This window comes from Pseudomonas sp. 21615526 (genome assembly GCF_013386245.1).
In the GTDB taxonomy this organism is placed as follows: Bacteria; Pseudomonadota; Gammaproteobacteria; order Pseudomonadales; family Pseudomonadaceae; genus Aquipseudomonas.
This window is the reverse complement of record NZ_JACAOM010000065.1, coordinates 25,534-51,259: the sequence shown is the minus strand read 5'-3', so window position 1 is coordinate 51,259 and position 25,726 is coordinate 25,534. Positions and strand designations below refer to the sequence as shown.

22 protein-coding genes, 1 tRNA gene and 1 pseudogene are annotated in these 25,726 nt (G+C 61.9%); 19 read left to right on the top strand and 5 right to left on the bottom strand.

Annotated features, from left to right (window positions below; translation table 11 throughout):
• Nucleotides 1-71 precede the first annotated feature (71 nt).
• Nucleotides 72-662 carry a helix-turn-helix domain-containing protein gene (locus tag HX786_RS19005; RefSeq protein WP_173406084.1) on the bottom strand — a complete coding sequence of 197 codons (591 nt, stop codon included), beginning with the start codon at nt 660-662 and terminating at the stop codon, nt 72-74.
• Nucleotides 638-2,593, bottom strand: coding sequence for an FAD-dependent oxidoreductase (locus HX786_RS19000; RefSeq protein ID WP_177049414.1), 1,956 nt, complete (start codon nt 2,591-2,593; stop codon nt 638-640). Before HX786_RS19000 ends, HX786_RS19005 begins: the two co-directional genes overlap by 25 nt.
• Nucleotides 2,594-2,724: 131 nt before the next feature.
• On the opposite strand from HX786_RS19000, the gene HX786_RS18995 reads away from it, so the two are divergent.
• The 11 genes from HX786_RS18995 (at nt 2,725) to HX786_RS18945 (ending at nt 15,936) form a co-directional block, all read left to right on the top strand.
• Nucleotides 2,725-3,483 carry a class II aldolase/adducin family protein gene (locus HX786_RS18995; protein ID WP_087694886.1) on the top strand — a complete coding sequence of 253 codons (759 nt, stop codon included), beginning with the start codon at nt 2,725-2,727 and terminating at the stop codon, nt 3,481-3,483.
• A 41-nt stretch (nt 3,484-3,524) separates the two neighbouring features.
• On the top strand, nt 3,525-4,163 hold the full coding sequence (locus HX786_RS18990) for a TetR family transcriptional regulator C-terminal domain-containing protein (RefSeq protein ID WP_003208961.1): 639 nt from the start codon (nt 3,525-3,527) through the stop codon (nt 4,161-4,163).
• 154 nt (nt 4,164-4,317) lie between these two features.
• On the top strand, nt 4,318-5,109 hold the full coding sequence (locus HX786_RS18985) for an enoyl-CoA hydratase/isomerase family protein (protein ID WP_023658721.1): 792 nt from the start codon (nt 4,318-4,320) through the stop codon (nt 5,107-5,109).
• 41 nt (nt 5,110-5,150) lie between these two features.
• The gene (locus HX786_RS18980) at nt 5,151-6,311 is read left to right on the top strand and encodes an acyl-CoA dehydrogenase family protein (RefSeq protein WP_008436052.1); all 1,161 of its coding nucleotides are present in this window, start codon (nt 5,151-5,153) and stop codon (nt 6,309-6,311) included.
• 18 nt (nt 6,312-6,329) lie between these two features.
• Complete coding sequence (locus HX786_RS18975) at nt 6,330-8,429, top strand: acetate--CoA ligase family protein (protein ID WP_178912466.1); 2,100 nt, start codon at nt 6,330-6,332, stop codon at nt 8,427-8,429.
• Between the two features lie 11 nt (nt 8,430-8,440).
• Complete coding sequence (locus HX786_RS18970) at nt 8,441-10,051, top strand: 5-guanidino-2-oxopentanoate decarboxylase (protein ID WP_008436054.1); 1,611 nt, start codon at nt 8,441-8,443, stop codon at nt 10,049-10,051.
• A 12-nt stretch (nt 10,052-10,063) separates the two neighbouring features.
• On the top strand, nt 10,064-11,650 hold the full coding sequence (locus HX786_RS18965) for an ABC transporter substrate-binding protein (RefSeq protein WP_177040169.1): 1,587 nt from the start codon (nt 10,064-10,066) through the stop codon (nt 11,648-11,650).
• A 165-nt stretch (nt 11,651-11,815) separates the two neighbouring features.
• Nucleotides 11,816-12,775, top strand: coding sequence for an ABC transporter permease (locus HX786_RS18960; protein WP_178912465.1), 960 nt, complete (start codon nt 11,816-11,818; stop codon nt 12,773-12,775).
• 3 nt (nt 12,776-12,778) lie between these two features.
• Nucleotides 12,779-13,606, top strand: a complete 828-nt coding sequence (locus HX786_RS18955) for an ABC transporter permease (protein ID WP_178912464.1) — start codon at nt 12,779-12,781, stop codon at nt 13,604-13,606.
• 2 nt (nt 13,607-13,608) lie between these two features.
• Nucleotides 13,609-15,228: an ABC transporter ATP-binding protein gene (locus HX786_RS18950; protein WP_177022042.1), complete on the top strand. Its 1,620-nt coding sequence runs from the start codon at nt 13,609-13,611 to the stop codon at nt 15,226-15,228.
• 9 nt (nt 15,229-15,237) lie between these two features.
• Nucleotides 15,238-15,936, top strand: a complete 699-nt coding sequence (locus tag HX786_RS18945; protein ID WP_177020177.1) for an NAD(P)H-dependent oxidoreductase — start codon at nt 15,238-15,240, stop codon at nt 15,934-15,936.
• A 124-nt stretch (nt 15,937-16,060) separates the two neighbouring features.
• Here the strand turns inward: HX786_RS18945 and HX786_RS18940 are convergent, their stop codons facing one another.
• A complete protein-coding gene (locus tag HX786_RS18940; RefSeq protein WP_003208943.1) occupies nt 16,061-17,137 on the bottom strand; it encodes a 3-deoxy-7-phosphoheptulonate synthase in 1,077 nt (358 codons plus the stop codon).
• 618 nt (nt 17,138-17,755) lie between these two features.
• Between HX786_RS18940 and HX786_RS18935 the strand changes: the two genes are divergently transcribed.
• Together HX786_RS18935 and HX786_RS18930 are read left to right on the top strand one after the other, a co-directional pair.
• Nucleotides 17,756-18,508, top strand: coding sequence for a carbon-nitrogen hydrolase family protein (locus tag HX786_RS18935; RefSeq protein ID WP_178912468.1), 753 nt, complete (start codon nt 17,756-17,758; stop codon nt 18,506-18,508).
• Between the two features lie 13 nt (nt 18,509-18,521).
• The gene (locus HX786_RS18930) at nt 18,522-18,956 is read left to right on the top strand and encodes a GNAT family N-acetyltransferase (protein ID WP_178912463.1); all 435 of its coding nucleotides are present in this window, start codon (nt 18,522-18,524) and stop codon (nt 18,954-18,956) included.
• A gap of 64 nt (nt 18,957-19,020) precedes the next feature.
• Here the strand turns inward: HX786_RS18930 and HX786_RS18925 are convergent, their stop codons facing one another.
• Nucleotides 19,021-19,260 carry a DNA-binding protein gene (locus tag HX786_RS18925; protein ID WP_003208935.1) on the bottom strand — a complete coding sequence of 80 codons (240 nt, stop codon included), beginning with the start codon at nt 19,258-19,260 and terminating at the stop codon, nt 19,021-19,023.
• Nucleotides 19,261-19,341: 81 nt separating this feature from the next.
• Between HX786_RS18925 and HX786_RS18920 the strand changes: the two genes are divergently transcribed.
• The 5 genes from HX786_RS18920 (at nt 19,342) to HX786_RS18900 (ending at nt 23,072) form a co-directional block, all read left to right on the top strand.
• Nucleotides 19,342-19,707, top strand: a complete 366-nt coding sequence (locus HX786_RS18920; RefSeq protein WP_023658724.1) for a helix-turn-helix domain-containing protein — start codon at nt 19,342-19,344, stop codon at nt 19,705-19,707.
• A gap of 151 nt (nt 19,708-19,858) precedes the next feature.
• Nucleotides 19,859-20,500 carry a UvrY/SirA/GacA family response regulator transcription factor gene (uvrY, locus tag HX786_RS18915; protein ID WP_008436066.1) on the top strand — a complete coding sequence of 214 codons (642 nt, stop codon included), beginning with the start codon at nt 19,859-19,861 and terminating at the stop codon, nt 20,498-20,500.
• A 1-nt stretch (nt 20,501) separates the two neighbouring features.
• On the top strand, nt 20,502-22,340 hold the full coding sequence (gene uvrC, locus HX786_RS18910) for an excinuclease ABC subunit UvrC (protein ID WP_032899474.1): 1,839 nt from the start codon (nt 20,502-20,504) through the stop codon (nt 22,338-22,340).
• Nucleotides 22,341-22,372: 32 nt separating this feature from the next.
• Nucleotides 22,373-22,933, top strand: coding sequence for a CDP-diacylglycerol--glycerol-3-phosphate 3-phosphatidyltransferase (gene pgsA / locus HX786_RS18905; RefSeq protein WP_003208929.1), 561 nt, complete (start codon nt 22,373-22,375; stop codon nt 22,931-22,933).
• 63 nt (nt 22,934-22,996) lie between these two features.
• Nucleotides 22,997-23,072: transfer RNA gene (locus HX786_RS18900), tRNA-Gly, on the top strand.
• A 297-nt stretch (nt 23,073-23,369) separates the two neighbouring features.
• Here the strand turns inward: HX786_RS18900 and HX786_RS18895 are convergent.
• The gene (locus HX786_RS18895) at nt 23,370-24,413 is read right to left on the bottom strand and encodes an LLM class flavin-dependent oxidoreductase (RefSeq protein ID WP_102368697.1); all 1,044 of its coding nucleotides are present in this window, start codon (nt 24,411-24,413) and stop codon (nt 23,370-23,372) included.
• Between the two features lie 188 nt (nt 24,414-24,601).
• Between HX786_RS18895 and HX786_RS32340 the strand changes: the two are divergent.
• Nucleotides 24,602-25,690 (top strand): annotated as a pseudogene (locus HX786_RS32340) (cache domain-containing protein); the annotation flags it as partial.
• Between the last annotated feature and the right edge of the window lie 36 nt (nt 25,691-25,726).

Genomic DNA, 25,726 nt, shown 5'->3' with positions numbered 1-25,726 from the left:
ACCGACTACTGATGGCCCCCATCCAGAACTCCCCGCGTATCGTAGGAAACGTCCTTAGTTGCCCCAACGGTCTAAAACGTCGGCGGCGTAATCACCCAGATCACCACCGCATCCACCTTTCCGGGGTTGCCATAGCGATGGGGCTCACTGCTGGGGAAGCTGAAACTGTCGCCTTCAGCCAGCTGAAAATGCCGCTCGCCCACCCATAACTCAAACGTTCCGCTCAACACATAACCCGCCTCTTCACCCTCATGGCTATAGCTCTGCTGGCTATAGGTGCCCGGTGGAAAGCGCGAGTGCAGCATCTCCAATTGATGATTGGGCAGGGGCGTCAGCAACTGGTCGACGATCCCGTCCTCATAGTGAATGCTCTGGCGATTGTTCCTGCGCACCACAAAACCTTCATCCTCCGCTGCCGGCGTGGTCTCACTGGCAAAAAACCACTGGATCGTCACCCCCAGGCTGCGGGCGATGTTGAACAAGGCCGGGATCGACGGGTAGGCGAGGTTGCGTTCCAGTTGGCTGATATAGCCGGCCGTCAATTCGCTCATCTGCGCCAATTCGGTAAGCGTCATGCCCCGGGCCTTGCGCAAGCCGCGGATGCGGGTGCCGAGAAACAGCTGTGGCGGTTGGTCGTTCAAATGTCCCACGCTACTTTCAATCCTTCATAAATCGCCTCTTCGGCGGTACGCGGCGCCAGGCAATCGCCGATCCGCGTGAACGCCACCAGGCCTTCCAGTTCTGCGCCCAGAGTGTCCACCGGCTGGTGGCCCTGGCACAACACCAGGGTGTCGATATTTTCCAGCAGCATCGGCTCGCCGCTGGCGGTGTGTTGCAGGTAGACGGTAGTGTCGTCGCAGCCGTACAAACGGGCGTAAGGGATGATCGGAATGCCCAGCCGATGCAGTTCGCCGGCCAGTTGGTCACGCACGTACAACGGCAGGTTTTCCCCGCAATGGGTGCCGTTCACCGCCAGTTGCACCTGATGGCCGGCACGGGTGAGGCGCTCGGCAATGCCCGGGCCGATCCAGTCGCAACGCCAGTCCACCACGACCACCGAACGGCCCAGTTGCACCTCATCGCGCAGCACTTGCCAGGCATCCACCACCTGTAGCTCGCCGCCGCGTTCGAAGGCCGGCCAGTAGGGCTCGGCGCCGGTGGCGATGATCACCCGGTCAGGTTGTTCGCGTTCCACCAATGGGCGGTCGACGCGGGTGTTGCGCACCACGCGGACCCCGGCCAGTTCCATCTCGCGCTGCAGGTTGGTACTGGCGCCGCCGAACTCGCTGCGTCGGGGCAGTAACTGCGCCAGAAGCACCTGGCCGCCCAATTGGGCACTGGCTTCATACAAGGTCACCTCATGTCCGCGCTGCGCCGCCACCGCTGCCGCTTTCATCCCTGCCGGGCCGCCACCGGCGACCATGATCCGCTGGCGTCGCAGTGCCGGTTGCAGTTGGCCAAACTGCAATTCGCGGCCGGTCTCGGGATGCTGGATGCAGGAGATCGGCAGGCCTTTGTGGAAGTGGCCGATGCACGCCTGATTGCAGGCGATGCAGGCGCGTACATCCTCGGCATGGCCGCTTGAGGTCTTGGCCGGCATGCGCGGGTCGCAGATCAGCGCGCGGGTCATCCCGCACACATCGGCCTGGCCGCGTTGCAGCATCAGTTCGGCCTCCTGGGGCTGGTTGATGCGCCCGGTGACGAACAGCGGAATCGACAGGTGCGTCTTGAACGTCGCCGCTTCTGTCGCCAGGTACGCCGGGGCAATGGCCATGGGCGGCACGATATGGATCGCGCCGCCGAGGGAGGCCGAGGTGCCGGCAACGATGTGCACATAATCCAGGTGTGATTGCAGCTGTTGCACGGCGGCCAGGGAATCCTCTTCGGTCAGGCCTTCGGGGTCGCGTTCATCGGCAGAAATGCGCAGCCCGATGATGAAGTGCTCGTCGGTTTCGGCACGCACCGTGGCGATGATTTCCCGCAGGAAACGCAGGCGTTGTTCCAGCTCGCCGTTGTAGCCGTCGGTGCGGCGATTCACCCGCGGGTTGAGAAATTGCGCAGGCAGGTAACCATGGCTGGCGACCACTTCCACACCGTCAATCCCGGCCTGATACAGGCGCCTTGCCGCAGCGCCGTAGCCGGCGACGATCTCGTCGATCATTGTCTGGTCAAGGGCGCGCGGCATCACCCGGAAGCGTTCGTTGGGCACCCCGGAAGCCGAGTAAGCCACCGCCAGCAAACCGTCGGCCGACTCCATGATTTCCCGCCCTGGATGGAAAATCTGCGACAGCACCACGGTGCCGTGGGCGTGGCAGGTTTCGGCCAGTCGGCGATAGCCGTCGATGCAGCTGTCATCGGTGGCCATCAGCACATGGGAGGTGTAGCGGGCGCTGTCGTGCACCCCGGCCACCTGCAACACAATCAACCCCACGCCGCCTTCGGCGCGTGCCCGGTGGTAGGCGATCAACTGCTCGTTGACCTGGTTGTCGGTGGGCATCGAGGTGTCGTGCCCGCTGGACATGATGCGATTTTTCAGGCGTTTGCCACGCAGTACCAACGGTTCAAAAAGATGCGGAAAGGCATGGGGCGACATGGTGCGGATACTCCAGGCGCTGTTGTTATTATTTTTCTATAGGAGGTCAGCCTCAGTAAAAAATCAACTTGTTTTTTTACTGGCGACTGGATTAGCGTCAACCACATCACCCACCCGCCTGGAGAATAAAAATGCCTGGGGCCACCGAACGACAGCTGCGCGAAGAGCTTGCCGCCTGCTACCGGCTGATCGCGCACTTTCGCATGAGCGATTTGATTTTCACCCATATCTCGGTGCGTATCCCGGGGCCCGAGCATCACTTTTTGATCAACCCCTATGGGCTGATGTTCGAGGAGATCACCGCCTCCAGCCTGGTGAAGATCGGCCTGGACGGACGTGCGGTCGAGGCTTCGGCCCATGGCGTCAACCCGGCGGGGTTTGTGATTCACAGCGCGATTCACGGCGCCCGCGAAGATGCGCAGTGCGTGCTGCACACCCATACCCGCGCCGGCTGTGCGGTGGCGGCCCTGGAATGCGGGCTGTTGCCGGTGAACCAGATTTCCATGGAGTTCTACGGCAAGGTCGCCTACCACGACTACGAAGGCGTGGCGCTGGACATGGACGAGCAACAGCGACTGGTGCACGACCTCGGCGACAAGCCGGTGTTGATGCTGCGCAACCATGGTTTGTTGACGGTAGGGGAGACGGTCAGTCAGGCGTTCCTGCGCATGTATTACCTGGAGAAGGCCTGCGATATCCAGATCGCCGCCCAGGCGTGCGGCAAGCTGATCCTGCCGCCTGCGCACGTGTGTGAATACACCGAGCGGCAGTTCAACGAGCCAGGCCGGCCACTGGAAGAGGGCGAACTGGCAGACCCGGACGCCATGCAACTGGCATGGGCGGCGTTGCTGCGGTTACTGGATCGGGTGTCGCCGGGGTTCCGGGAGTGAGGTAGAGTCGTCCAGCCGACTCAACCCAAGGACACCGCCTCATGACCCAGGAATCCCGTTTCTCCCGCATGGAACCGGAGTTGCGCAAGGCCAATCTGGTGCAGGCGACGTTGGCCTGCCTCAAGCGCGACGGCTTCCAGGGCGCGTCGATCCGCAAGATCAGCGCCGAGGCCGGGGTGTCGGTGGGGCTGATCAGTCATCACTACTCGGGCAAGGATGAGCTGGTGGCCGAGGCCTATCGGTCAATCACCCGGCAGGTCATGGACCTGCTGCGGGATGCGATGGCCAAGGCGCCGCCCAGTCCGCGGGAGCGGCTGTCGGCGTTCTTCCGCGGCTCGTTCTCCCCCGAATTGCTCGACCCGCAACTGCTGGATGCCTGGCTGGTGTTCTGGGGGGCGGTCAAGACGGCCCCGGCGATCAACCAGGCCCACGAACACTCCTATGGCGAGTACCGCACCATCATGCGTTCGGCCTTGGTGGACATGGCCGGGGAGGAGGGCTGGAAGCAGTTCGATGCCGATTTGGCGGCCATCGCCTTGAGCGCCTTGCTCGACGGCTTGTGGCTGGAATCGGGGCTCAATCCCGGCACCTTCACCCCGGAGCAGGGCATCCAGATCTGCGAAGCCTGGGTCGATGGCTTGCAGTCGGGCGGGCGCAAGCGCTTCCAGATCAAACCCTGACCTGACGATTCCGCGCCGCCTGGACGCAATGTCCGGGCCGGCATTTTCCCCTCGAAAAATATTTGCAGTTACCCGATTGCCTCCTTACTGAACACTCGTTTAGTATCGCCCCATGTCGCACCCCTCAAGCCAATTAAAATAATTCGAGGATTCCATGACTACAGATCCGTCCGTGCTCACTCAGGTGCAGGCAGGTGTTGCCTGGATCACCCTCAATCGCGGCCCTCAGCGCAATGCCCTGGACATCCCGACCCTCAAGCACCTGCACGCCTTGCTGGACGGTTTCAACCGCGACCCGGCTGTGCGCGTGGTGGTACTGACCGGCAGTGGTCGCAGCTTCTGCGCCGGTGCCGACCTTGCCGAATGGGCCGATGCCGAAGCCCGTGGCGCCCTCGAAACCTACGGCTGGACCGAAACCGCCCACGCCCTGATGACCCGCCTGCACACCCTCGACAAACCTACCCTCGCCGCCATCAACGGCACGGCGGTCGGTGCCGGCATGGACCTCACCCTGTGCTGCGACCTGCGCGTCGCCGCGCAATCGGCACGCTTCAAGGCCGGCTACACCAGCATGGCCTACTCGCCGGACGCCGGCGCCAGCTGGCATCTGCCGCGCCTGATCGGCAGCGAGCAAGCCAAGCGCCTGCTGTTCCTCGATGAATTGTGGAGCGCCGACCGCGCCCTGGCCGCCGGGCTGGTGGGCGAAGTCGTTGCCGACGAGCAACTGCATACCCACGTCGCCGAGCTGGCCACGCGCCTGGCCAACGGCCCGACCTTTGCGTTTGCCCAGACCAAAACCCTCATCCGCGAAGGCGCCGGGCGCAGCCTGCCCGAGCAGCTCCAGGCGGAACTCGCCGCCGGCCTGCTGTGTGGACGCAGCGCCGACGGTGCTGAAGCCCTGCGCGCCTCGATGGAAAAGCGCCCACCGAACTTCTCCGGCAACTGATTCCCCTTCAAAACACCCTCGAACGATCGACAGGTAGCGCCATGAATTTCCAGCCCAGCCAAGAACAAGACATGTTGGTGGACGCGGTACGCAGTTTTGTTGCCAAGGAGTTGTTGCCCCACGAGGAGGCGGTGGACCGCGCCGATGAAGTTTCGCCGGAGCTTGCCGCGCAGATTCGTGACAAGGCCATCGCTGCCGGTTTCTATGCCTTCAACATGCCGGAAGACGTCGGCGGTGGCGGCCTGGATTACCTGTCACAGGCGTTGATTGAGCGCGAGTTGTCGAAAGTCTCCTGGGCGCTGCATGTGTTTGTCGCCCGGCCGTCGAAAATCCTCATGGCCTGCACCGGCGCGCAGATTGGCGAGTACCTGTTGCCGTGCGTGCAGGGCAAGAAGATCGACTGCTTTGCCCTGACCGAACCGGGTGCCGGTTCCGACGCCAATGCGATCAAGACCCGCGCCGTGCGCAGCGGTGATGACTTTGTGCTCAATGGCAGCAAGCACTTCATCAGCCACGCCGGCCACGCGGATTTCGCCATCGTGTTTGCCGTTACCGACACCTACGAACACAACGGTCGCCAACGCAATGCCGTGACCTCGTTCCTGGTGGACCGTGGCACGCCGGGCATGACCATTCGCCGGGGCCCCAAGTGCGTCAGCAACCGCGGCTACCACACTTATGAAATGTTCTTCGACGACTGCCGCGTACCAGCCTCCAAAGTCCTCGGCGAAGTCGGCAAAGGTTGGGAAGTCGCCAATGCCTGGCTGACCGCAGGCCGGGTGATGGTGGCTGCCAACTGCGTCGGCCAGGCCCAGCGTGCGCTGGACGTTTCCCTGCAATGGGCGGCCGACCGCAAGCAGTTCGGCCAGCCCATCGGCACCTACCAAGGCATCTCGTTCAAGCTCGCCGACATGGCCACGCAAATCCGTGCGGCCGAACTGCTGACCCTGAACACCGCCTGGAAAATGGACCAGGGCACCATGACCGACGGCGAGGCCGGCATGGCCAAGTTGTTTGCCAGCGAAGTACTGGGCAAGGTTGCCGATGAAGCAGTGCAGATCTACGGCGGCATGGGTTTGATGGACGAAGGCCCGGTGGAGCGCATCTGGCGCAACGCGCGGATCGAGCGGATCTGGGAAGGCACTTCGGAAATCCAGCGCCACATTATTGCCCGCGAACTGTTGCGGCCACTGTTGCGTTGATCGGGTCGGAGAACGCTTATGTCCCAGGCTATTCGCGACAATCTCAAGCGCCTGCTGGCGCCCCGTCACTTGGCGTTTGTCGGTGGGCGCAGCATGGCCCGTGCCCTCAAGCGCTGCGCCGACGGTGGTTTTGCCGGCCAGATGTGGCTGGTCAACCCGCAACATGACAGCCTCGATGGCGTTCCCTGCGTGCGTCGCGTGGCCGATTTGCCGTGCGGTCCGGATGCGGTGTTTATCGCTACCAATCGCGAGCTGACCCTGACCTGTGTCGCCGAACTGGCGGCCATTGGCACCGGTGGCGCCATCTGCTACGCCTCCGGGTTTGCCGAAACCGGCGCCGAGGGCCAAGCCTTGCAGCAACAACTGCTCAAGGCCGCTGGCGAGATGGCACTGCTGGGCCCCAATTGCTATGGCCTGCTGGATTACCTGCACAGCTCGGCGTTGTGGCCGGTGGCCCATGGCGGCAAGCCGGTCGAGAAGGGCGTTGCGGTGCTGACCCAGAGCGGCAACTTTGCCTACAACCTGTCCATGAGCGACCGTTCGCTGCCGGTGGCCTATATGGCGTCGGTGGGCAACCAGGCGCAGTTGGGGGTTGCCGAGTTGATGGACGTGCTGCTCGACGAGCCGCGCGTTACAGCGATTGGCTTGCACCTGGAAGGCTTGAAGAATGTGCCGGGGTTCGCCCGTGCGGCCCACAAGGCCCTGGAGAAAGGCATTCCGATCATCGCCCTGAAAACCGGGGTGTCACAGATCGGCGCCGAGTTGGCTTTGAGTCATACCAGTTCGTTGTCGGGTTCCGATGCGCTGTACGACAGTCTGTTCGCGCGCCTGGGTGTGATCCGGGTCAGCGGGCCGGTGAGTTTTGTCGAGACCCTGAAGGCGGCGGCCTGCGGTAATCTGCCGGCGGGCAACAGCCTGATCGCCCTGGCCTGTTCCGGTGGTGATGCCGGGTTGATTGCCGACTACGCCGAGCGCAACGATTTGAGCCTGCCGAAGCTCGACGAAGGCCAGCGTGAAGAGTTGGCGCAGGTGCTGCCCAGCTACGCCAATCTGGTCAACCCGCTGGATTTCACCACGGCCATCTGGGGCAACAGCGACGCGCTTAATACGATGCTCGACACGGCACTGCGCACCGAAGCGGATGCGGCAATGCTGGTGCTCGACTACCCGGCGGAATTTACCGGTGAGCGCAAGGAGTGCGACCTGCTGCTGGAGCTGTTTTGCAGTGCGCTGACTCGCCACGGCAAGACTGGCTTTGTCACCTCTGCATTTCCCGAATTGCTGCCGGCCCACGCTCGCGAGCGTCTGCATGCCCAGGGCGTTGCCGCGTTGCAAGGCGTGGAAGATGCGCTGGCGGCCTGGGGCCGGATTGCTGACTATCAAAACAATCGCCGGGCGTTGTTGGCGCGGGGTGAGTCGATACTGGTGCCGCTGTGCCCGCAAGCGCTTGAGCAACACGGACAGTCGCTTGATGAGTGGGATTCCAAGCAGGCTTTACGGGCTTTCGGCCTGACCACGCCAGCCGGTGTCTTGAGCACTCCCGAGCGGGCCATAGCCGATGCCAAAGTGCTGGGTTACCCGCTGGTACTCAAGGCCGTCAGTGCCGACTTGCCGCATAAAACCGAAGCCGGCGCCGTGGCGCTCAACCTGCAGGACGGCTTCGCCTTGACCGCCGCCCTGGCCCATATGCGTGAGCGGATCGCGGCCCATGCACCGAATGTACCTTTCGATCAGCTGCTGCTGGAGTCCATGGCTACGCCGCCGCTGGCCGAGCTGATTGTGGGCATCAAGCGCGAAAACGACTTCGGCCTGGCGCTGGTGATCGGCGCTGGTGGAATCCTTGTGGAGTTGCTCAAGGACAGCCGCAGCCTGCTGCTGCCCACCACCGACGACGCAATCCGCAACGCCTTGCTCGGCCTGCGCAGCGCCGCATTGCTGCAAGGCTTTCGCGGACGGGAAGTTGCCGACATGGAAGCTCTGGTGGCGGCGATTCGTGCGGTGGCCGACTACGCCTGCGCCAACGCCGGGCAATTGCTGGAACTCGATGTAAACCCATTGCTGGTCAATGCCCGGGGCGCCACGGCGGTCGATGCATTGATCCGTCTCGCCCAGGCGTGAAGGAGATGACAATGCAAAGCAAAACCTTGACGGGCGGCCAGGCCCTGGTGCGATTGCTGGCCAACTATGGTGTCGACACGGTGTTCGGGATTCCCGGCGTGCACACGCTGGAGCTGTATCGCGGCTTGCCGGGCAGCGGTATTCGGCATGTGCTGACCCGCCACGAGCAGGGCGCCGGCTTTATGGCCGACGGTTATGCGCGGGTCAGCGGCAAGCCGGGGGTGTGTTTCATCATCACCGGGCCGGGGGTGACCAATGCCGCGACGGCGATCGGCCAGGCGTATGCCGACTCGATTCCGCTGCTGGTGATTTCCAGCGTCAACCACACCGCCAGCCTCGGCAAAGGCTGGGGCTGCCTGCATGAAACCCAGGACCAGCGGGCGATGACCGCGCCCATCACTGCGTTTTCGGCAGTAGCGTTGAGTGCCGAGGATTTGCCGGAGTTGATCGCGCGGGCCTACGCGGTGTTCGACAGTGAGCGACCGCGCCCGGTGCATATTTCGGTGCCGCTGGATGTACTGTCGGCGCCGATCAAACGGGACTGGAGCAATGAGGTGGTGCGCCGTCCCGGACGCGGTTTGCCATCGGCTGAAAGCCTTGATCAGGCAGTGGCAAAACTGGCCGCGGCCAAGCGCCCGATGATCATTGCCGGTGGCGGTGCGCTGTTGGCGGCCGATGCCTTGCAGCGCTTGAGTACGCAGTTGGCGGCGCCGTTTTTCAGCAGTGTCGCCGGCAAGGGATTGTTGCCGGTGGAGCATCCGCTGAATGCCGGTTCGACCCTGTGTGTCGAGCCCGGCTGGCAGCTCATCGCCGAGGCGGATGTGGTGTTGGCCATCGGCACCGAAATGGCCGATACCGACTTCTGGCGTGAACGCCTGCCGATTAATGGCGAGCTGCTGCGGGTGGATATCGACCCGCGCAAGTTCAACGATTTCTATCCTTGCGCCGTCGCGTTGCACGGTGATGCCCAGCAAACGACGCTGGCTTTGCTGGAACGCTTGCCAGCCACGCCGCGCAACGCGGATGCCGCCACCGCTGCGGTCGCGACGTTACGCCAGGCAGTCAGCAGCGGCCATGGTCCGTTGCAACGCATTCACCAGGCGATTCTCGACCGCGTGGCCGCCGAGCTGCCGGCCAATGCCTTCATCAGCAGCGACATGACCCAACTGGCTTACACCGGCAACTACGCCTTTCCCAGCAACGCCACCCGTAGTTGGCTGCATCCCACCGGCTACGGCACCCTGGGCTATGGCCTGCCGGCCGGTATCGGCGCCAAGTTCGGCGCACCGCAACGGCCCGGCCTGGTGCTGGTGGGCGACGGCGGCTTTCTCTACACCGCCCAGGAACTGGCCACGGCCGTGGAAGAACTGGACAGCCCGCTGGTGGTGTTGCTCTGGAACAACGACGCCCTGGGGCAGATTCGCGACGACATGCTGAACCTGGACATCGAACCCATCGGCGTACTGCCGCGCAACCCGGACTTTGCCGCCCTGGCGCGGGCGTTCGGCTGCACGGTCAGCGAGCCACAGAACCTGGATGAGCTGCAGACGGATTTGCGTAACGGTTTCAAGCGCAACGGCGTGACCTTGATCGAGTTGAAGCATGCCTGTGTGAACCTTTAGAGGAGCAACACCATGAGCGAAAACAACAACAAAATGACTCAAGCGATGCACCGGCGGGACTTCCTCAAGCACAGCGCCGTAGCCGGTGCCGTGGCCGCCGCGTTTTCCATGGGCCTGCCGCTGCAGGCCTTTGCCGAGGAGGCCACGCCCAAGCCGGGCGGCGTGCTGCGCATGGGCCTGGCCGGCGGCAGCACCACCGACTCCCGCGACCCGGGATCCTGGGTCGACACCTTCACCTTCGTCGGCTTTTCGGCGGTGTACAACACCCTCACGGAAATCGCGGTGGACGGCAGCGCTATCCCCGAATTGGCCGAAAGCTTCGAGTCGACGCCCGACGCGCGCATCTGGACCTTCAAGCTGCGCCAGGGTGTGACCTTCCATAACGGCAAAAGCCTGACCGCTGACGACGTGGTGGCCTCGATCAACCATCACCTGGCAGCCAACTCCACCTCGGCGGCCAAGACGGTGATCGGCGATGTGGCCAGTGTCAGCGCCAAGGGCAGCGATGCAGTGGTGTTCGAACTGCACTCGGGCAATGCCGATTTCGCCTATGTGGTCGCCGATTACCACCTGGTGATCATGCCCGCCAAGGACGGCGCCGCCGACTGGCAGGCCGGGATCGGCACCAGCGGTTATCGCCTGAAAAGCTTCGAGCCGGGCGTACGCATGGACCTGGAGCGCAACCCTGATTACTGGAAGCCGGGCAGGGCACACTTCGCCAGCGCCGAGCTGTTGGCGATTGCCGACGGCGCAGCGCGGGTCAATGCGCTGGTCACCGGGCAAGTCGACGTGATCAACAAGGTCGACCTGAAAACCGTAGCCCTGCTCAAGCGCAATCCCACGCTGGTCATCGAAGAAACCAAGGGCGCCCAGCACTACACCTTCCCGATGTTGTGCGACAGCAACGAGTTCAAGAACAACGACATCCGCATGGCGATGAAGCATGCGATCAACCGCGAAACCCTGCTGGCCTCGGTGCTGCATGGCTATGGCCTGGTGGGCAACGACCATCCGATCCAGCCGGGCAGCCGTTTCATCAACGCCGCCCTGGAGCAGCGCACCTACGACCCGGACAAGTCGCGGTTCTACCTGCGCAAGGCCGGTGTGGAGGCGCTGAAGGTGCGCCTGCAAGCTTCCGATGCCGCCTACACCGGCGCAGTGGATGCTTCGGTGCTGTTCAAGGAGCAGGCGCGCCAGGCCGGGATTGATATCGACGTGGTGCGCGAGCCGGCGGATGGCTATTTCTCCAATATCTGGATGAAGCAGCCGTTCACCACCTCGTTCTGGTACAGCAGCCTGACTGCCGACCGCATGTTCAGCATCGGCTACGCCAAGGGCGCGGCGTGGAACGAAACCCATTGGGATAACGACCGCTTCAACCAGTTGCTCAACGCAGCGCGGGGCGAGATGAACGCGCCGCTGCGCCAGGAGATGTACAACGAAATGCAGAGCCTGTGCCGGGACGACGGCGGGGCGATTGTGCCGTTGTTCGCCAGCTCCGTGGCGGCCCGCTCGAACCGCGTCAGCCATGGACCGCTGACGGCGCCGTATGGGGAACTGGATGGGTTGCGGCTGATCGAGCGGTGGTGGCAGGCGTGAAGATTTCAGAAACGCCACCAATCAAATGTGGGAGCGGGCTTGCTCGCGAATGCGGTGGATCAGTCTCTATCTGTATTGGCTGACACACCGCTTTCGCGAGCAAGCCCGCTCCCACATTGGTCCTGTGTCGCCTTCGAGAACATGCCCAACTCATGAGAACCGAACATGAATAGCCTATTCAAACTGGTACTCCAACGTCTCGCCCTTGGCCTGCTGTCGTTGTTCGCCGTCTCGGTGATCATCTTCCTGGCGGTCGGCATGCTCCCCGGTGATATCGCCCAGGCCATGCTCGGCCAGTCCGCCACGCCGGAAACCATCGCCGCCTTTCGCGCCCAACTGGGCCTGGACCTGCCGCCCCTGAGCCGGTTCGTGCAATGGCTGCTGCGCCTCCTGCACGGCGACCTCGGCGCTTCCCTGGCCAACCAGCGGCCCATCGCTGAACTGATCGGCGCACGCCTGGGCAACACCTTGCGCCTGGCGGCACTGGCGGCGTTGGTCTCGGTGCCCCTGGCGCTGGTGCTGGGGATGCTCGCCGCGCTGTACCGCAACAGCTGGTTCGACCGCCTGCTCAACACCTCGGCCCTGAGTGCGGTGTCGTTCCCGGAGTTCTTCGTCGCCTACCTGCTGATCCTGGTGTTTTCGGTCAAGCTGGGCTGGTTTCCCAGCCTGTCCAACCTGGCGCCGGATGCCTCATTCGCCACCATTCTCGAACGTTCGGTGTTGCCGGTGGCCACCCTGAGCCTGGTGGTGATCGCGCAGATGATGCGCATGACCCGCGCCTCGCTGATCAACCTGCTGGCCAGCCCGTATATCGAAATGGCCCGGCTCAAGGGCATCAGCCAGTCGCGGATTATCTGGCGCCACGCACTGCCCAATGCCCTGGCGCCCATCGTCAACGTGATCGCGCTCAACCTCGCGTACCTGGTGGTGGGCGTAGTGGTGGTGGAGGTGGTGTTTGTCTACCCGGGCCTCGGCCAGTTGCTGGTGGACTCGGTGTCCAAGCGCGATATCCCGGTGGTGCAGGCGTGCAGCCTGATCTTTGCCGCCACCTACATCCTGCTCAATACCGGCGCCGATGTGCTGTCCAGCGCCACCAACCCACGCCTGATGCATCCCAAGGGGTAGACCATGAGCCTTCTCACACAACTGGCCCGGGCGCCATTGAGCGCGAAGTTCGGCCTGCTGGTCATCGTGCTGTACGTGCTGGTGGCGTTGTTTGCACCGCTGCTCGCGCCCTATGGCGAAACCCAGGTGGTAGGCGACGGGTTTGCGCCCTGGAGCGGCCAATTCCTGCTGGGCACCGATAACCTCGGGCGGGACATGTTCAGCCGCCTGGTGTATGGCGCGCGCAACACCTTGGGCATCGCTTTTTTGACCACGGTGCTGGCGTTTTTGCTGGGCGGTTTGAGCGGCTTGATAGCCGCGATCAAGGGCGGCTGGGTCGACCAGGGATTGTCGCGGGTGGTGGATATCCTGATGGCGATCCCGCAACTGATCTTCGCCTTGCTGATCCTCAGCGTGGTGGGCACCAATGCCACCTCGCTGGTGCTGGTGATTGCAATGCTGGATTCGACCCGGGTGTTTCGCCTGTCCCGGGCCGTGGCGATGACCGTGGTGGTGCAGGACTTCGTCGAAGCCGCGCGCTTACGTGGGGAAGGGCTGTGGTGGCTGGTCACCCGCGAAGTGCTGCCCAATGCCGCCGCGCCATTGATTGCCGAGTTCGGCCTGCGGTTCTGTTTCGTGTTCCTGTTTATCAGCGCGCTGTCGTTCCTTGGCCTGGGCATTCAACCGCCCACCGCCGATTGGGGCAGCATGGTCCGCGACAACGCGGTGCTGATCACCTTCGGTGACATCAGCCCGTTGCTGCCGGCCCTGGCGGTGGCGTTGATCACCGTCAGCGTGAATTTTGTCGTCGACTGGATGCTGCATAAATCCAGCGGCCTGAAGGAGTGTTGAGGATGGACAAGCCATTGCTGGAAATCCGCAACCTGCAGATTGAAGGGCATTACGAAGACGCCTGGCATCCGTTGATCAAGGGTATCGACCTGACGTTGCAACGGGGTGAGGTACTGGGGCTGATTGGTGAGTCTGGCGCGGGTAAATCAACCCTGGGCCTGGCGGCCATGGGCTTTGCCCGCGACGGTTGTCGCATCACCGGTGGCTCGGTGTGCTTTGACGGCATTCAACTGTTGCAGGCCAAACCCGAAGCCTTGCGCAAGCTTCGAGGACTGCGGATTGCCTACGTAGCGCAATCCGCTGCCGCGTCGTTCAACCCGGCCCACCGGCTGATTGACCAGCATGTGGAAACCGCCGTGATCAACGGTGGCATCAGCCGCGCCCAGGCTGAACGCGAGGCGGTGGAGTTGTACCGCGTGCTGCGCCTGCCCAATCCGGAAACCATCGGCCAGCGTTATCCGCATCAGGTCTCCGGCGGGCAACTGCAACGGGTGATGACCGCCATGGCGATGGCCTGTCACCCGGACCTGATCATCTTCGACGAACCCACCACCGCCCTCGACGTCACCACCCAGATCGAAGTGCTGGCGGCGATTCGCGATGCGGTGAAAACCTTCGGCAGTGCCGCGCTGTATATCAGCCATGACCTGGCGGTGGTCGCGCAGATGGCCGACCGCATCATGGTGCTGCGCCACGGCAAGCTGGTGGAGGAGGCCGAGACCCGCACCATGCTCAGCGCCCCGCAGCAGGACTACACCAAATCCCTGTGGGCGGTGCGCAGCTTTCGCACCGAACCCAAGGCCTGTCCCCAGCAGCAGATGCCGTTGCTGGAAGTGCGTCAGGTGTGCGCCAGCTACGGGCATCAGCCGGTGCTGCATGACGTGTCGATGAGCTTGCATCGCGGCCAGACGTTGGCGGTGATCGGTGAGTCCGGCAGCGGCAAAAGCTCCACCGCACGCCTGATTACCGGGTTGCTGCCGGCTACGGCGGGGCAGGTGCTGTATGACGGTGAAGCGTTGCCGGCGGACTTTCGTCGGCGCAGCAAGGAGCAGTTGCGACGGATCCAGATGATCTACCAGATCCCCGATACCGCGCTGAACCCGCGCCAGCGCATCGTCGACATCATTGGCCGGCCACTGACCTTCTACCTCGGCCTCAAGGGCAAGGCCATGCGCGCCCGAGTCGCCGAGTTGCTGGAGATGATCGAGCTGGACCCGGCCACCTTCATGGAGCGTCAGCCCCGTGAGCTGTCCGGCGGCCAGAAGCAACGTATCTGCATCGCTCGCGCCCTGGCGGCCGACCCACAATTGATCATCTGCGACGAAGTGACCTCGGCCCTGGATCAGTTAGTGGCCGAGGGCGTGCTGAAACTGCTCAACCGCATTCAGCAGCAGTTGGGCGTGGCCTACCTGTTTATCACCCATGACGTGGCCACGGTGCGCGCCATCGCCGACGAAGTGGTGGTGATGCAGCGGGGCAGGGTGGTGGACCAGGGCAGCCGCAGCGCGATCTTCACCCCGCCGTATCAGGACTACACCGGCCTGCTGTTTTCATCGGAGCCGGAAATGGACCCCGACTGGCTCGACCATTTGCTGGCCAAACGGGCCGCGCTTACTTCTTGAGGAGTTTTTATGAAGGTGTTGATTGTCCACGCCCATCCCGAGCCGCAGTCGTTTACCGCGGCCTTGCGTGACCAGGCCACGGCTACCCTGCAAGCGCAGGGGCATGAGGTGCAGGTCAGTGATTTGTACGCGATGAACTGGAATCCCGTAGCCAGCGCCTCGGACTTCACCTCGCGGGAGAACCCCGACTACCTGGTGTATGCCCTGGAGCAGCGCCTGGGGGTGAAAAGCCAATCCATCGCGGCGGATATCCAGCAGGAGTTGGACAAGCTGCTGTGGGCCGATCTGCTGATCCTCAATTTCCCGATCTTCTGGTTCTCGGCGCCCGCGATGCTCAAGGGCTGGATTGACCGGGTTCTGGTGTCGGGCGTGTGCTACGGCGGCAAGCGGTTCTATGATCAGGGCGGGCTCGCCGGCAAGAAAGCGCTGGTCACGGTGACCCTCGGCGGGCGCGAGCATATGTTTGGCGAGGGTGCGATTCACGGGCCGTTGGAGGACATGCTGCGGCCGATCCTGCGTGGCACGCTGGCGTATGTCGGGTTTGAGGTGCTGGAGCCGTTTGTGGCGTGGCATGTGCCGTATATCAGCGCCGAGGCCCGGCAGACTTTCCTGCACAGTTACCAGCAGCGATTGGAAGGGCTGGCGGATGACCAGCCGTTGGTGTTTCCGAAGTTGGCGCAGTTTGATGAGGCTCTTTATCCACTTTAGTCAAGTGAATGAAGATCCAGTGTGGGAGCGGGCTTGCTCGCGAAAGCGGTGCGCCAGTTGATGCATGTGCTGGCTGAACCACCGCATTCGCGAGCAAGCCCGCTCCCACATTTGATCTTCATTGTCAGGCGCGATTGTGTACCCGCAACCGCTCGGCAGCGCTGCGCAGCAGCTGTTCCGTGCCGTCCCAGCCCAGGCAGCCATCGGTGATCGACACGCCGTATTTCATCGACGGGCTCAACGGCTGGCAGCCTTCAAACAGGTGGCTTTCGATCATCATGCCGATCAGCGAGGTGTCGCCCTGCAGGCGCTGTTCCAGCACGTCGTTGAACACCGCCGGTTGGCGCAGCGGGTCTTTGCCGCTGTTGGCGTGGCTGCAGTCGACCATGATCCGCGGCGCGACTTTGCTCTTGGCAAGGTCGGCGTGAACCTGGGCCACGCTCTGGCGATCGTAGTTCGGCCCACGATGGCCGCCGCGCAACACGAGGTGAGTGTCGGGGTTGCCCGGGGTCTGGATGATCGCCGGATGGCCCTGGCTGTCGACACCGAAGTGACGGTGCGGGTGAGCGGCGGAGCGCATGGCGTCACACGCGATGGCCACGCCGCCGTCGGTGCCGTTCTTGAAGCCGACGGGCATGCCGAGGCCGCTGGCCATTTCGCGATGAATCTGCGATTCGGTGGTGCGCGCGCCAATGGCGACCCAGCTCAGCAGGTCATCGAAGTAGCCGGCAGCCATCGGTTGCAGTAGCTCGGTGGCCACCGGCAGGCCCAGGCGCAGCATTTCCCGCATCAGTTCCCGGGACAGGGTCAGGCCGGCGGCCATGTCGTCGCTGCCATCCAGGCGCGGGTCGTAGGCCAGGCCTTTCCAGCCGATGGTGGTGCGGGGTTTTTCGACGTAGGCGCGGATCACCAGCAGCATCTGGTCACTGACTTCATGGGCCAGTTTTTTCAGGTTGCGCGCGTATTCCATGGCCGATTCCGGGTCGTGGATCGAGCACGGGCCGACAATCACCAGCAGGCGTGAGTCTTCACCCTTGAGGATGGCGCGCACGGCTTGGCGATGGGCGTGGATCTGTTCATTGAGGAATGGGCTCAGGGGCAGTTGGTGCTTGAGCTCAAGGGCACTGGGCAAACGCTGGGTCAGCGCTTCATTGGCGCAGGACAGGGTGGAAACAGGCAGAGCGGCGATCGAGGCGTTCATATTCGGGCTTCCTGGGCAAGCGGCGGGCTGTTCCCGCACGCTCTGCCCTACTGGGGTGTTCGACAATTGGCCGTATTGGCTACGTGTGTTGGCTTGCCACCAATAGGTGACCGATCGGAGGCGGCAGGCTGTCCCGAACGGAGCTTGCTAAATCGCCAGGCGGTGGAGGTGTCGTAGCGGTAATAGGTGGCGTAGTTCATGGCGTGAGTCCTTTAAGTGTTCGGTGTGTGGCAAAAATAATAAGGGCTGAAAAAACAAAACCCCCGGTCGGGGAGCCGACCGGGGGTTAGATTTCTCTGGTAGGCGACCCCTTGAGTAGTGGGCGCCGATTTCAGGTATCAGGCGCGCCAGTGGCTAAACCAATACCCAAAATAAAAGCTGACCAGTGCGCTCAAACCGCTCACACGGGCAGCCACGACCGAGCGCTGGGCGCTGGCAGCAGGGCAAACCTGAGTGTGGGTGAGTTGCAACATGGTGTGTCTCCAAATGATGGGGGGAGCTTAACTGAGGCGAGCGGGTGGATTCAATCAGTAATTTCTATTGAGGTTGGGTACTTACGGCTATGACCCAAGTGTCGATATGCTGCACGGACTTCACGATGATTGCCTGGATGCGACCATGACGGCCTTGACGATTGCTGCTGCCCAATCCATTTCCATTGCGGGCGACGTACCCGGAAATATCGCGCGTCACTTGGCTTTCATGCGCGTGGCGGCGGAGCACGGCGTGCAGTTGCTGGTGTTTCCGGAACTGTCCCTGACCGGCTATGAACCGTCACTGGCCGCCGGGCTGGCGATCGCGCCAGGGGATGATGTAGTGGCGCCGCTGCGGGAGATGGCCCGTGAATTGCGCATTACCGCGGTGGTGGGCATGCCGATTCGCCTGGGGGGCGCCAGTGAGGTGTTGATCGGTGCGCTGGTGCTGGGGCCGGATGGCTCGGTGGCGGTCTATACCAAGCAGCATCTGCATTCCGGTGAAGACGTGGCGTTTGCTGCGGGGCAGGGCGGGGCGGCCCTTGAATGGGGGGACGACCGGATCGCCCTGGCGGTATGCGCGGATTTTTCCCACGCCAGCCACCCTCGACAGGCTGCCGAGGACGGGGCGAACATCTACGCTGCGGGTGTGCTGATCAGCGAAGGCGGCTACGCGCCGGACACCGCCTTGCTACAGGGCTATGCCGCCGAGCACCGGATGCTGGTGCTGATGGCCAACCACGGCGGTCCATCCGGTGGCAGGGCCTGCGCCGGGCGCAGCGCAATCTGGGGCGCCGACGGTGGTTTGATCGCGGCTAGCCCGGGTGTAGGCGATACGCTGGTGATTGCACGACGCGACACCGGCGGCCAGTGGCAGGGAGAACAGGTGGCAATCTAGGGAGTTCAGGCACATGGCGTTTCAACTGCAGGCCGCGACCAACCAACACCTGGCCTTCGCCCGGACCCTGACCCACCAGGCCATGGGTAATTATTATCGCCAATACGACTTGTCGTGGTCCGATGCCGGTTTCGATACCGCCTGGGCCGGACGAGAAAACTGGCTGATCTGTCGCGATAACGAGGTGCTGGGTTTCATCAGCATCAGTCGTGACCCCAAAGCGTTGTATATCCGCGAATTGCACATCCTTGAGGCGTTTCGTCATCAAGGGGCTGGCGGCTGGGTTATCGAGCAGATGGTGTACAAGGCGCGCGCGGAAGGGCTGGGTCTTTTACGGTTGACCGTTTTCAAGACCAACCCGGCGCGACGGCTGTATCAACGCAAGGGCCTGGAAATCGTAGATGCGGAGGATTGCTTCTGGCGCATGGAGCGCAATTGCCGGCCGTGATCAGGTGTGAGTACTGCCAATTTTGGGAAAACAGGCACTTGGTTTTAATAAGCGCATACTGACTTCAAGAAATGACTTCCTGATCTTGCCTTACGGTTTCGTCCTCAACCGGGATGATCCCGTCCTTCATGCCTAACAGGACCGCGACCTTGTGGGCTTCTCCCCGCCGTCCCTTTTTGCGCCCAGCGAGCACTTGATAAGTGGTTGCCGGGTCCACGCCATGTTCCCGGGCGAACGCTTGAACAGACTTACCTTGATGTTCCAGCCAAGCCTTGGCTTGTGCAGCAGTGCGAATACCGGGCATAGTTCAAAACCGTTCAAGTTTGTGTAAAACGAGATGAGTGTGTCACCTCTTGGGGTGTGCCAAATAGGATCATACATCCAAATGAGTGGAATCGGTTTCCGGTTAAGGCAAGAAAGAGAGCGACTTGGCCTGTCGCAGAAAACTTTTGGTGAAATAGGAGGTGTAGAAGCTAACGCACAGGGGAAATACGAAAATGGCGGCCGTGCGCCCAAGGCCGATTACTTGTCCCGCGTGGCAGAAAAAGGTGTCGATATCCTGTACGTGTTGACCGGCACGCCGACGCCGACCCAACTGGAAAATCTGAGCCAAATCGAAGAAAAAGTGCTGGGCAACTACCGTGCGATGTTCAAGGAAGACCAGGATGCAATCCATCGCCTGACCTCTACCCTGGCCGAGCATTCACTCTCCACCAATGGAAAAAACCGGTCATCGGCCCCGGATTCCTGACCTTTTACGCAGGAAATTGAGCCGCCCGCCACTCGGCGGCGGCCCGTTGTGCATTGAAACTCTATATATATGACGCTTGCAGCTAGGTCTGCGCCGTGGTTTTTTGCTAAGGTGTTCAGCAACCTATAAGACCATATCGCGAGGTGTCTGCTTGATTAGGGTGCTAGTAGTCGATGACCATGATCTCGTTCGTACAGGCATTACACGAATGCTGGCTGACATCGATGGCCTGCAAGTAGTCGGCCAGGCCGAGTCAGGGGAGGAATCCCTGATCAAGGCCCGGGAGTTGAAGCCCGATGTGGTTTTGATGGACGTCAAGATGCCTGGGATCGGCGGTCTTGGCGCCACTACAAAGTTGTTGCGCAGCCATCCGGATATCAAAGTCGTGGTAGTGACCGTGTGTGAGGAAGATCCTTTTCCTACACGGCTGCTACAAGCGGGCGCGGCTGGCTATCTGACAAAAGGCGCGGGATTGGCGGAAATGGTCCAGGCCATTCGCCTGGTATTTGCCGGCCAACGCTACATCAGCCCGCAGATTGCCCAGCAGCTGGCGATCAAGTCGTTCCAGCCCACCAGCGACTCGCCGTTCGATGCGCTGTCGGAGCGCGAAATCCAGATCGCCCTGATGATTGTCGGCTGTCAGAAAGTCCAGTCGATCTCCGACAAGCTGTGCCTGTCGCCGAAAACCGTGAACACCTACCGTTATCGGATTTTCGAAAAGCTTTCCATCAGCAGTGATGTTGAATTGACCCTGCTGGCGGTACGCCACGGCATGGTAGACGCCAGCGCCTGAAATGACAGCTCCTGAAATAAAGGTCCAATTCGATCCGAGTGCGTTCCTTGCAACCTGCAGTGGCCGTCCCGGCGTGTATCGCATGTTCGACAGCGAAGCGCGCCTGCTCTACGTTGGTAAAGCCAAGAACCTGAAGAGCCGCCTGGCGAGTTACTTCCGCAAGACCGGCCTGGCAACGAAGACGGCGGCACTGGTGGCGCGTATCGCCCAGGTGGAAACCACCATCACCGCCAATGAAACCGAGGCGCTGCTCCTTGAGCAGACGCTGATCAAGGAATGGCGGCCGCCCTACAACATCCTGCTGCGTGACGATAAGTCCTACCCGTACGTGTTTCTCTCGGACGGCGACTTCCCACGCCTGAGCATCCATCGCGGTGCCAAGAAGCAGAAGGGCAAGTACTTCGGGCCTTACCCCAGCGCCGGCGCCATTCGCGAAAGCCTGAGTCTGCTGCAAAAGGCATTTTTCGTTCGCCAGTGCGAAGACAGTTTCTACAAGAACCGCAACCGTCCGTGCCTGCAGTACCAGATCAAACGCTGCAAGGCGCCATGCGTAGGCCTGGTTGAGCCGGCGGAATACGCTGAGGACGTGCGCCATTCGGTAATGTTCCTAGAAGGCCGCAGCAATGCCCTGGCCGATGAACTGTCCGGCGCCATGGAGCAAGCGGCCAGCACCCTGGATTTCGAGCGCGCCGCCGAACTGCGCGACCAGATCTCCCTGCTGCGCCGCGTGCAGGACCAGCAGAGCATGGAGGGCGGCACCGGTGACGTCGACGTCATCGCCGCCTTCGTCAACCCGGGCGGTGCTTGTGTGCACCTGATCAGCGTGCGCGGCGGCCGGGTGCTGGGCAGCAAGAACTTCTTCCCCCAGACCGGTATAGAAGAGGAGGTCGCCGAAGTCATGGCGGCGTTCCTTGGCCAGTACTACGTCAGCAGCCCCGAGCGCGACCTGCCGAGCGAGCTGATCGTCAACGTGGTGCATGAGGACTTCCCGGCGCTGATCGAAGCGATTCACGAATTGCGCGGCCGCGAGCTGGACATCAGCCACCGCGTACGCGGCACCCGGGCCCGCTGGCAACAACTGGCCGTGACCAATGCCGAACAGGCCCTGGGCGCACGTCTGGCCAACCGCCAGCACGTCGCCGCACGGTTTGACGCTTTGGCCGAAGTCCTCAACCTTGACGAGCCGCCCCAGCGCCTCGAGTGCTACGACATCAGCCATTCCAGCGGCGAAGCCACCGTGGCCTCCTGCGTGGTGTTCGGGCCTGAAGGACCGATCAAGTCCGACTACCGGCGCTACAACATCGAAGGCGTTACTCCGGGCGATGACTATGCCGCCATGCACCAGGCCCTGACCCGCCGCTTCAGCAAACTGAAGGACGGCGAGGGCAAGCTGCCGGACATCCTGCTGGTGGATGGTGGCAAGGGCCAACTGTCCATGGCCCGCGACGTGCTCAATGAACTGGCGGTGCCCGACCTGATCCTGCTCGGCGTGGCCAAGGGGGCCACCCGCAAGGCCGGTTTTGAAACCTTGTACTTGAATGATGCCGCCCATGAGTTCACTTTGAAGGGCGACTCCCCGGCGCTGCATCTTATCCAGCAGATCCGCGACGAAGCCCACCGTTTCGCCATCACCGGCCACCGCGCCCGACGTGGCAAGACCCGGCGTACCTCAACCCTGGAAGGGGTGGCGGGGGTCGGGCCAACGCGGCGGCGGGACTTGTTAAAACATTTTGGTGGCTTGCAGGAGCTGTCCCGTGCCAGCATCGAAGAAATAGCCAAAGCTCCCGGTATCAGTAAAAAGCTCGCAGAGTTGATTTATGCAAATCTGCACAGCGAGTAGAATGCCTTCTCACCTCGTAGCCAGTTGTGCCGATGAATATCCCTAATCTGATCACCGTACTACGCGTCCTGCTCATTCCGATTTTCATTTTGCTGTTTTACCTGCCGTACGAATGGAGTTACATGGCATCCAGTTCGGTCTTCGCCTTCGCGGCTGCCACCGACTGGCTGGACGGCTACCTGGCCCGCCGCCTGGAGCAGAGCACGCCGTTTGGCGCGTTCCTGGACCCGGTGGCCGACAAACTGATGGTAGCGGTCGCCCTGGTGCTGCTGGTGCAGGAACACGGCAACCTGTGGCTGACGTTGCCGGCGGCCGTGATCATCGGTCGCGAGATCGTGGTCTCCGCCCTGCGGGAGTGGATGGCCGAAATCGGCGCCCGAGCTCACGTGGCCGTTTCCAACATGGGCAAATGGAAAACCGCGGCGCAGATGCTTGCCCTGGTGATCCTGCTGGCCAACCCGTCGGATTTCTCCTTCTGGGTATTGCTGGGCTATGCCTTGCTGCTGATCGCTGCGGGCCTGACCTTGTGGTCCATGCTGCAATATTTGCGCGCCGCCTGGCCGCATCTGCGCACCGAGGTTGAAAAGAAATAAAACTTTTTTGAATCAAGGGGTTGACGGGTGATGAGGAATCTATAGAATGCGCATCACCAAGACGCGGGAATAGCTCAGTTGGTAGAGCACGACCTTGCCAAGGTCGGGGTCGCGAGTTCGAGTCTCGTTTCCCGCTCCAAACACAAAGAAAAAGCCACTCAATAGAGTGGCTTTTTTTTGCCTGGGATTTAAGGAATAGACGCTTCGGCGTCTTTTTTCGTTTCTACGCAAAACTACTGAAATCTGTCTCCAGCCACTTTTTTAAGTACATTTTTGAGTACATGGAATGCGGGCAGTGGGCACAGCGGTTTTTGGGCGGAGCACCCCGGTCCGGCATCGTATACATCTCCTCGACCCGAAGCACATGCCGCATTCCCGCCACCCGAAACAACAACGCCGGCAAGTGCCGGCGCTGTGTGCGGTTCAGGCATTACCCTCAGCGAAATGCCGGCACCACGTGCTTGATAAACAGCTCAAGGGATTTTTTCTTCTCCGCGTGGGGCAAGCTGTTATCACACCAGAAGCTGAACTCGTCCACACCCAGCTCCTGGTAGTACTGGATGCGCGGGATGATTTCTTCAGGCGTGCCAATCATTGCGGTCTTGTGCAGGCTTTCCAGTTCAAACTCCGGACGCCCGGCGAATTTTTCTTCCGGGCTCGGGTCAAGGAAGCCGTTGACCGGCACGGTCTTGTTGCCGAACCAGGCATCAAAGGTGCGATAGAATCGGGCGATTGCCTTGGCCCCGACTTTCCAGCCGTCAGGGTCGTCTACCGCGTGCACGTGGGTGTGACGCAACACCATCAGTTGTGGGCGTGGCACATCCGGGTTGTTGTCCAGGGCAGCCTGGAATTTATTTTTCAGGTCGAGGACTTCTTCGTCGCCCTTCATCAACGGCGTGACCATCACGTTGCAGCCATTAGCTACCGCAAAGTTATGCGAGTCCGGGTCGCGTGCGGCAATCCACATCGGCGGGTTGGGCTGCTGGATCGGCTTGGGCACGCTGGTGGAGGTGGGGAACTTCCAGATGTCGCCGTCATGGGCATAGTCGCCTTTCCACAACGCACGTACCACCGGCACCATCTCGCGCAGCGCCTGGCCGCCGGATGAGGCGGGCATGCCGCCGGCCATGCGGTCGAACTCCACCTGGTAGGCACCACGGGCCAGGCCGACTTCCATGCGTCCGTTACTGATCACGTCGAGCAGCGCGCATTCGCCTGCCACCCGCAGTGGGTGCCAGAACGGCGCGATGATGGTACCGGCGCCCAGGTGAATGGTGGTGGTTTTGGCCGCGAGGTAAGCCAGCAGCGGCATCGGGCTGGGCGAGATGGTGTATTCCATGGCGTGGTGTTCGCCAATCCAGACGGTGCTGAAACCACCGGCTTCCGCCATCAGGGTCAGTTCGGTCAAGTCTTCGAACAACTGGCGATGGCTGACACTTTCATCCCAGCGTTCCATGTGCACGAACAGGGAAAATTTCATGACGCTTACCTCGGATCTATTGTGATCGGCCTGTCGACTGCGGGCCCTTAGGTGCTCTCGCCAATGTGAAGCTTGCCAGTGATGAAGGCTATTCGGCGGATTGATTGTTGGTATACCATAATACGGAATATCTGCAAAACTTTTCTCTCCAGCGGTCGCACATTCACTTCACAAGGAAGGCGAGCTAGATGAACATAAAACAAAAATTGATCCTGGCCTTTGCGGTGATCGCCAGCCTTCCAGTCATTCTGGTGGCAGTGATGATCATCCTCAACGTGCGCCATGAGGCACGGGACGGCTTTATCGACGGCAGCGAACGCGAGATTCGCCAGGTCGACAATGCCATGCAATTGTTTTTTGAAGGTATCAGTCAGAACGTCGCCTACCTGGCGGCGCATCCGCAGTTGCAAAGTATCAACGGCGATGTGAAACGCTATCTGGCCAGCGACGCCGCCCAAGTCGCACTCGGCGAGCGCGATCAGCAGTTGTTCAAGCTGTTCGAGGGCCTGGCCAAGAGTCATTCGGCCTACACCTACCTGTCACTGGGTACTGAAGATGGCGGCTATGTATTCTGGCCGGGTGACCCGAAGCTGGCGAGCTACGACCCGCGCACCCGGCCCTGGTACAAGACGGCCATGGCGCAACCGGGCAAGACCCTGCGCACCGAGGCGTATTACTGGGCCGCCGATGACGTGGTGCTGGTCAGTACGGTGCGAAGCTTCAATGACCGCCAGGGCAACGCGAGCGGGGTGGTGAACATCGATGTTTCCCTCAAGCAACTGACCGACCTGGTCAAACAGATCAAGCTGGGTGACAGCGGCTACCTGATGTTGATGGAAGCCAATAACACCGTGTTGGTGGACCCGAATGACCCGTCTCACAACTTCAAGAAACTTAGTGAGTTGGGCGAGGGTTACCGGCAGTTGAGCGAGGCTGGGCAGGGCCTGGTGCAGGTCGAGTTGGCAGGCGAGCGCTACATGGCGTTTGTCTGGCCGTCCAGGGCATTGGGCTGGCGGTTTGTCGGAGTGGTGCGGGAAAGTGAAGTGATGGCCGGCGCGGCGCGCCTGACCTGGCTGATCGCGGCGATCGCCCTGGTGTGTGCCGTGTTGTTTGCAGTGGTGGGCGCCTGGTTTGCCGGGCTGATCGTCAAGCCGATTCGTGGTGTGGCCAGCGGCCTGGAAGGCATCGCCCAGGGCGAAGGAGACCTGACGGCGCGCCTGCCGGTAAAAGGGCGAGACGAGACGGCACAACTGGCCGGCTGGTTCAACCAGTTCCTCGAAGCGATCCGCACGCTGATCCAGCGCATCGGCCAG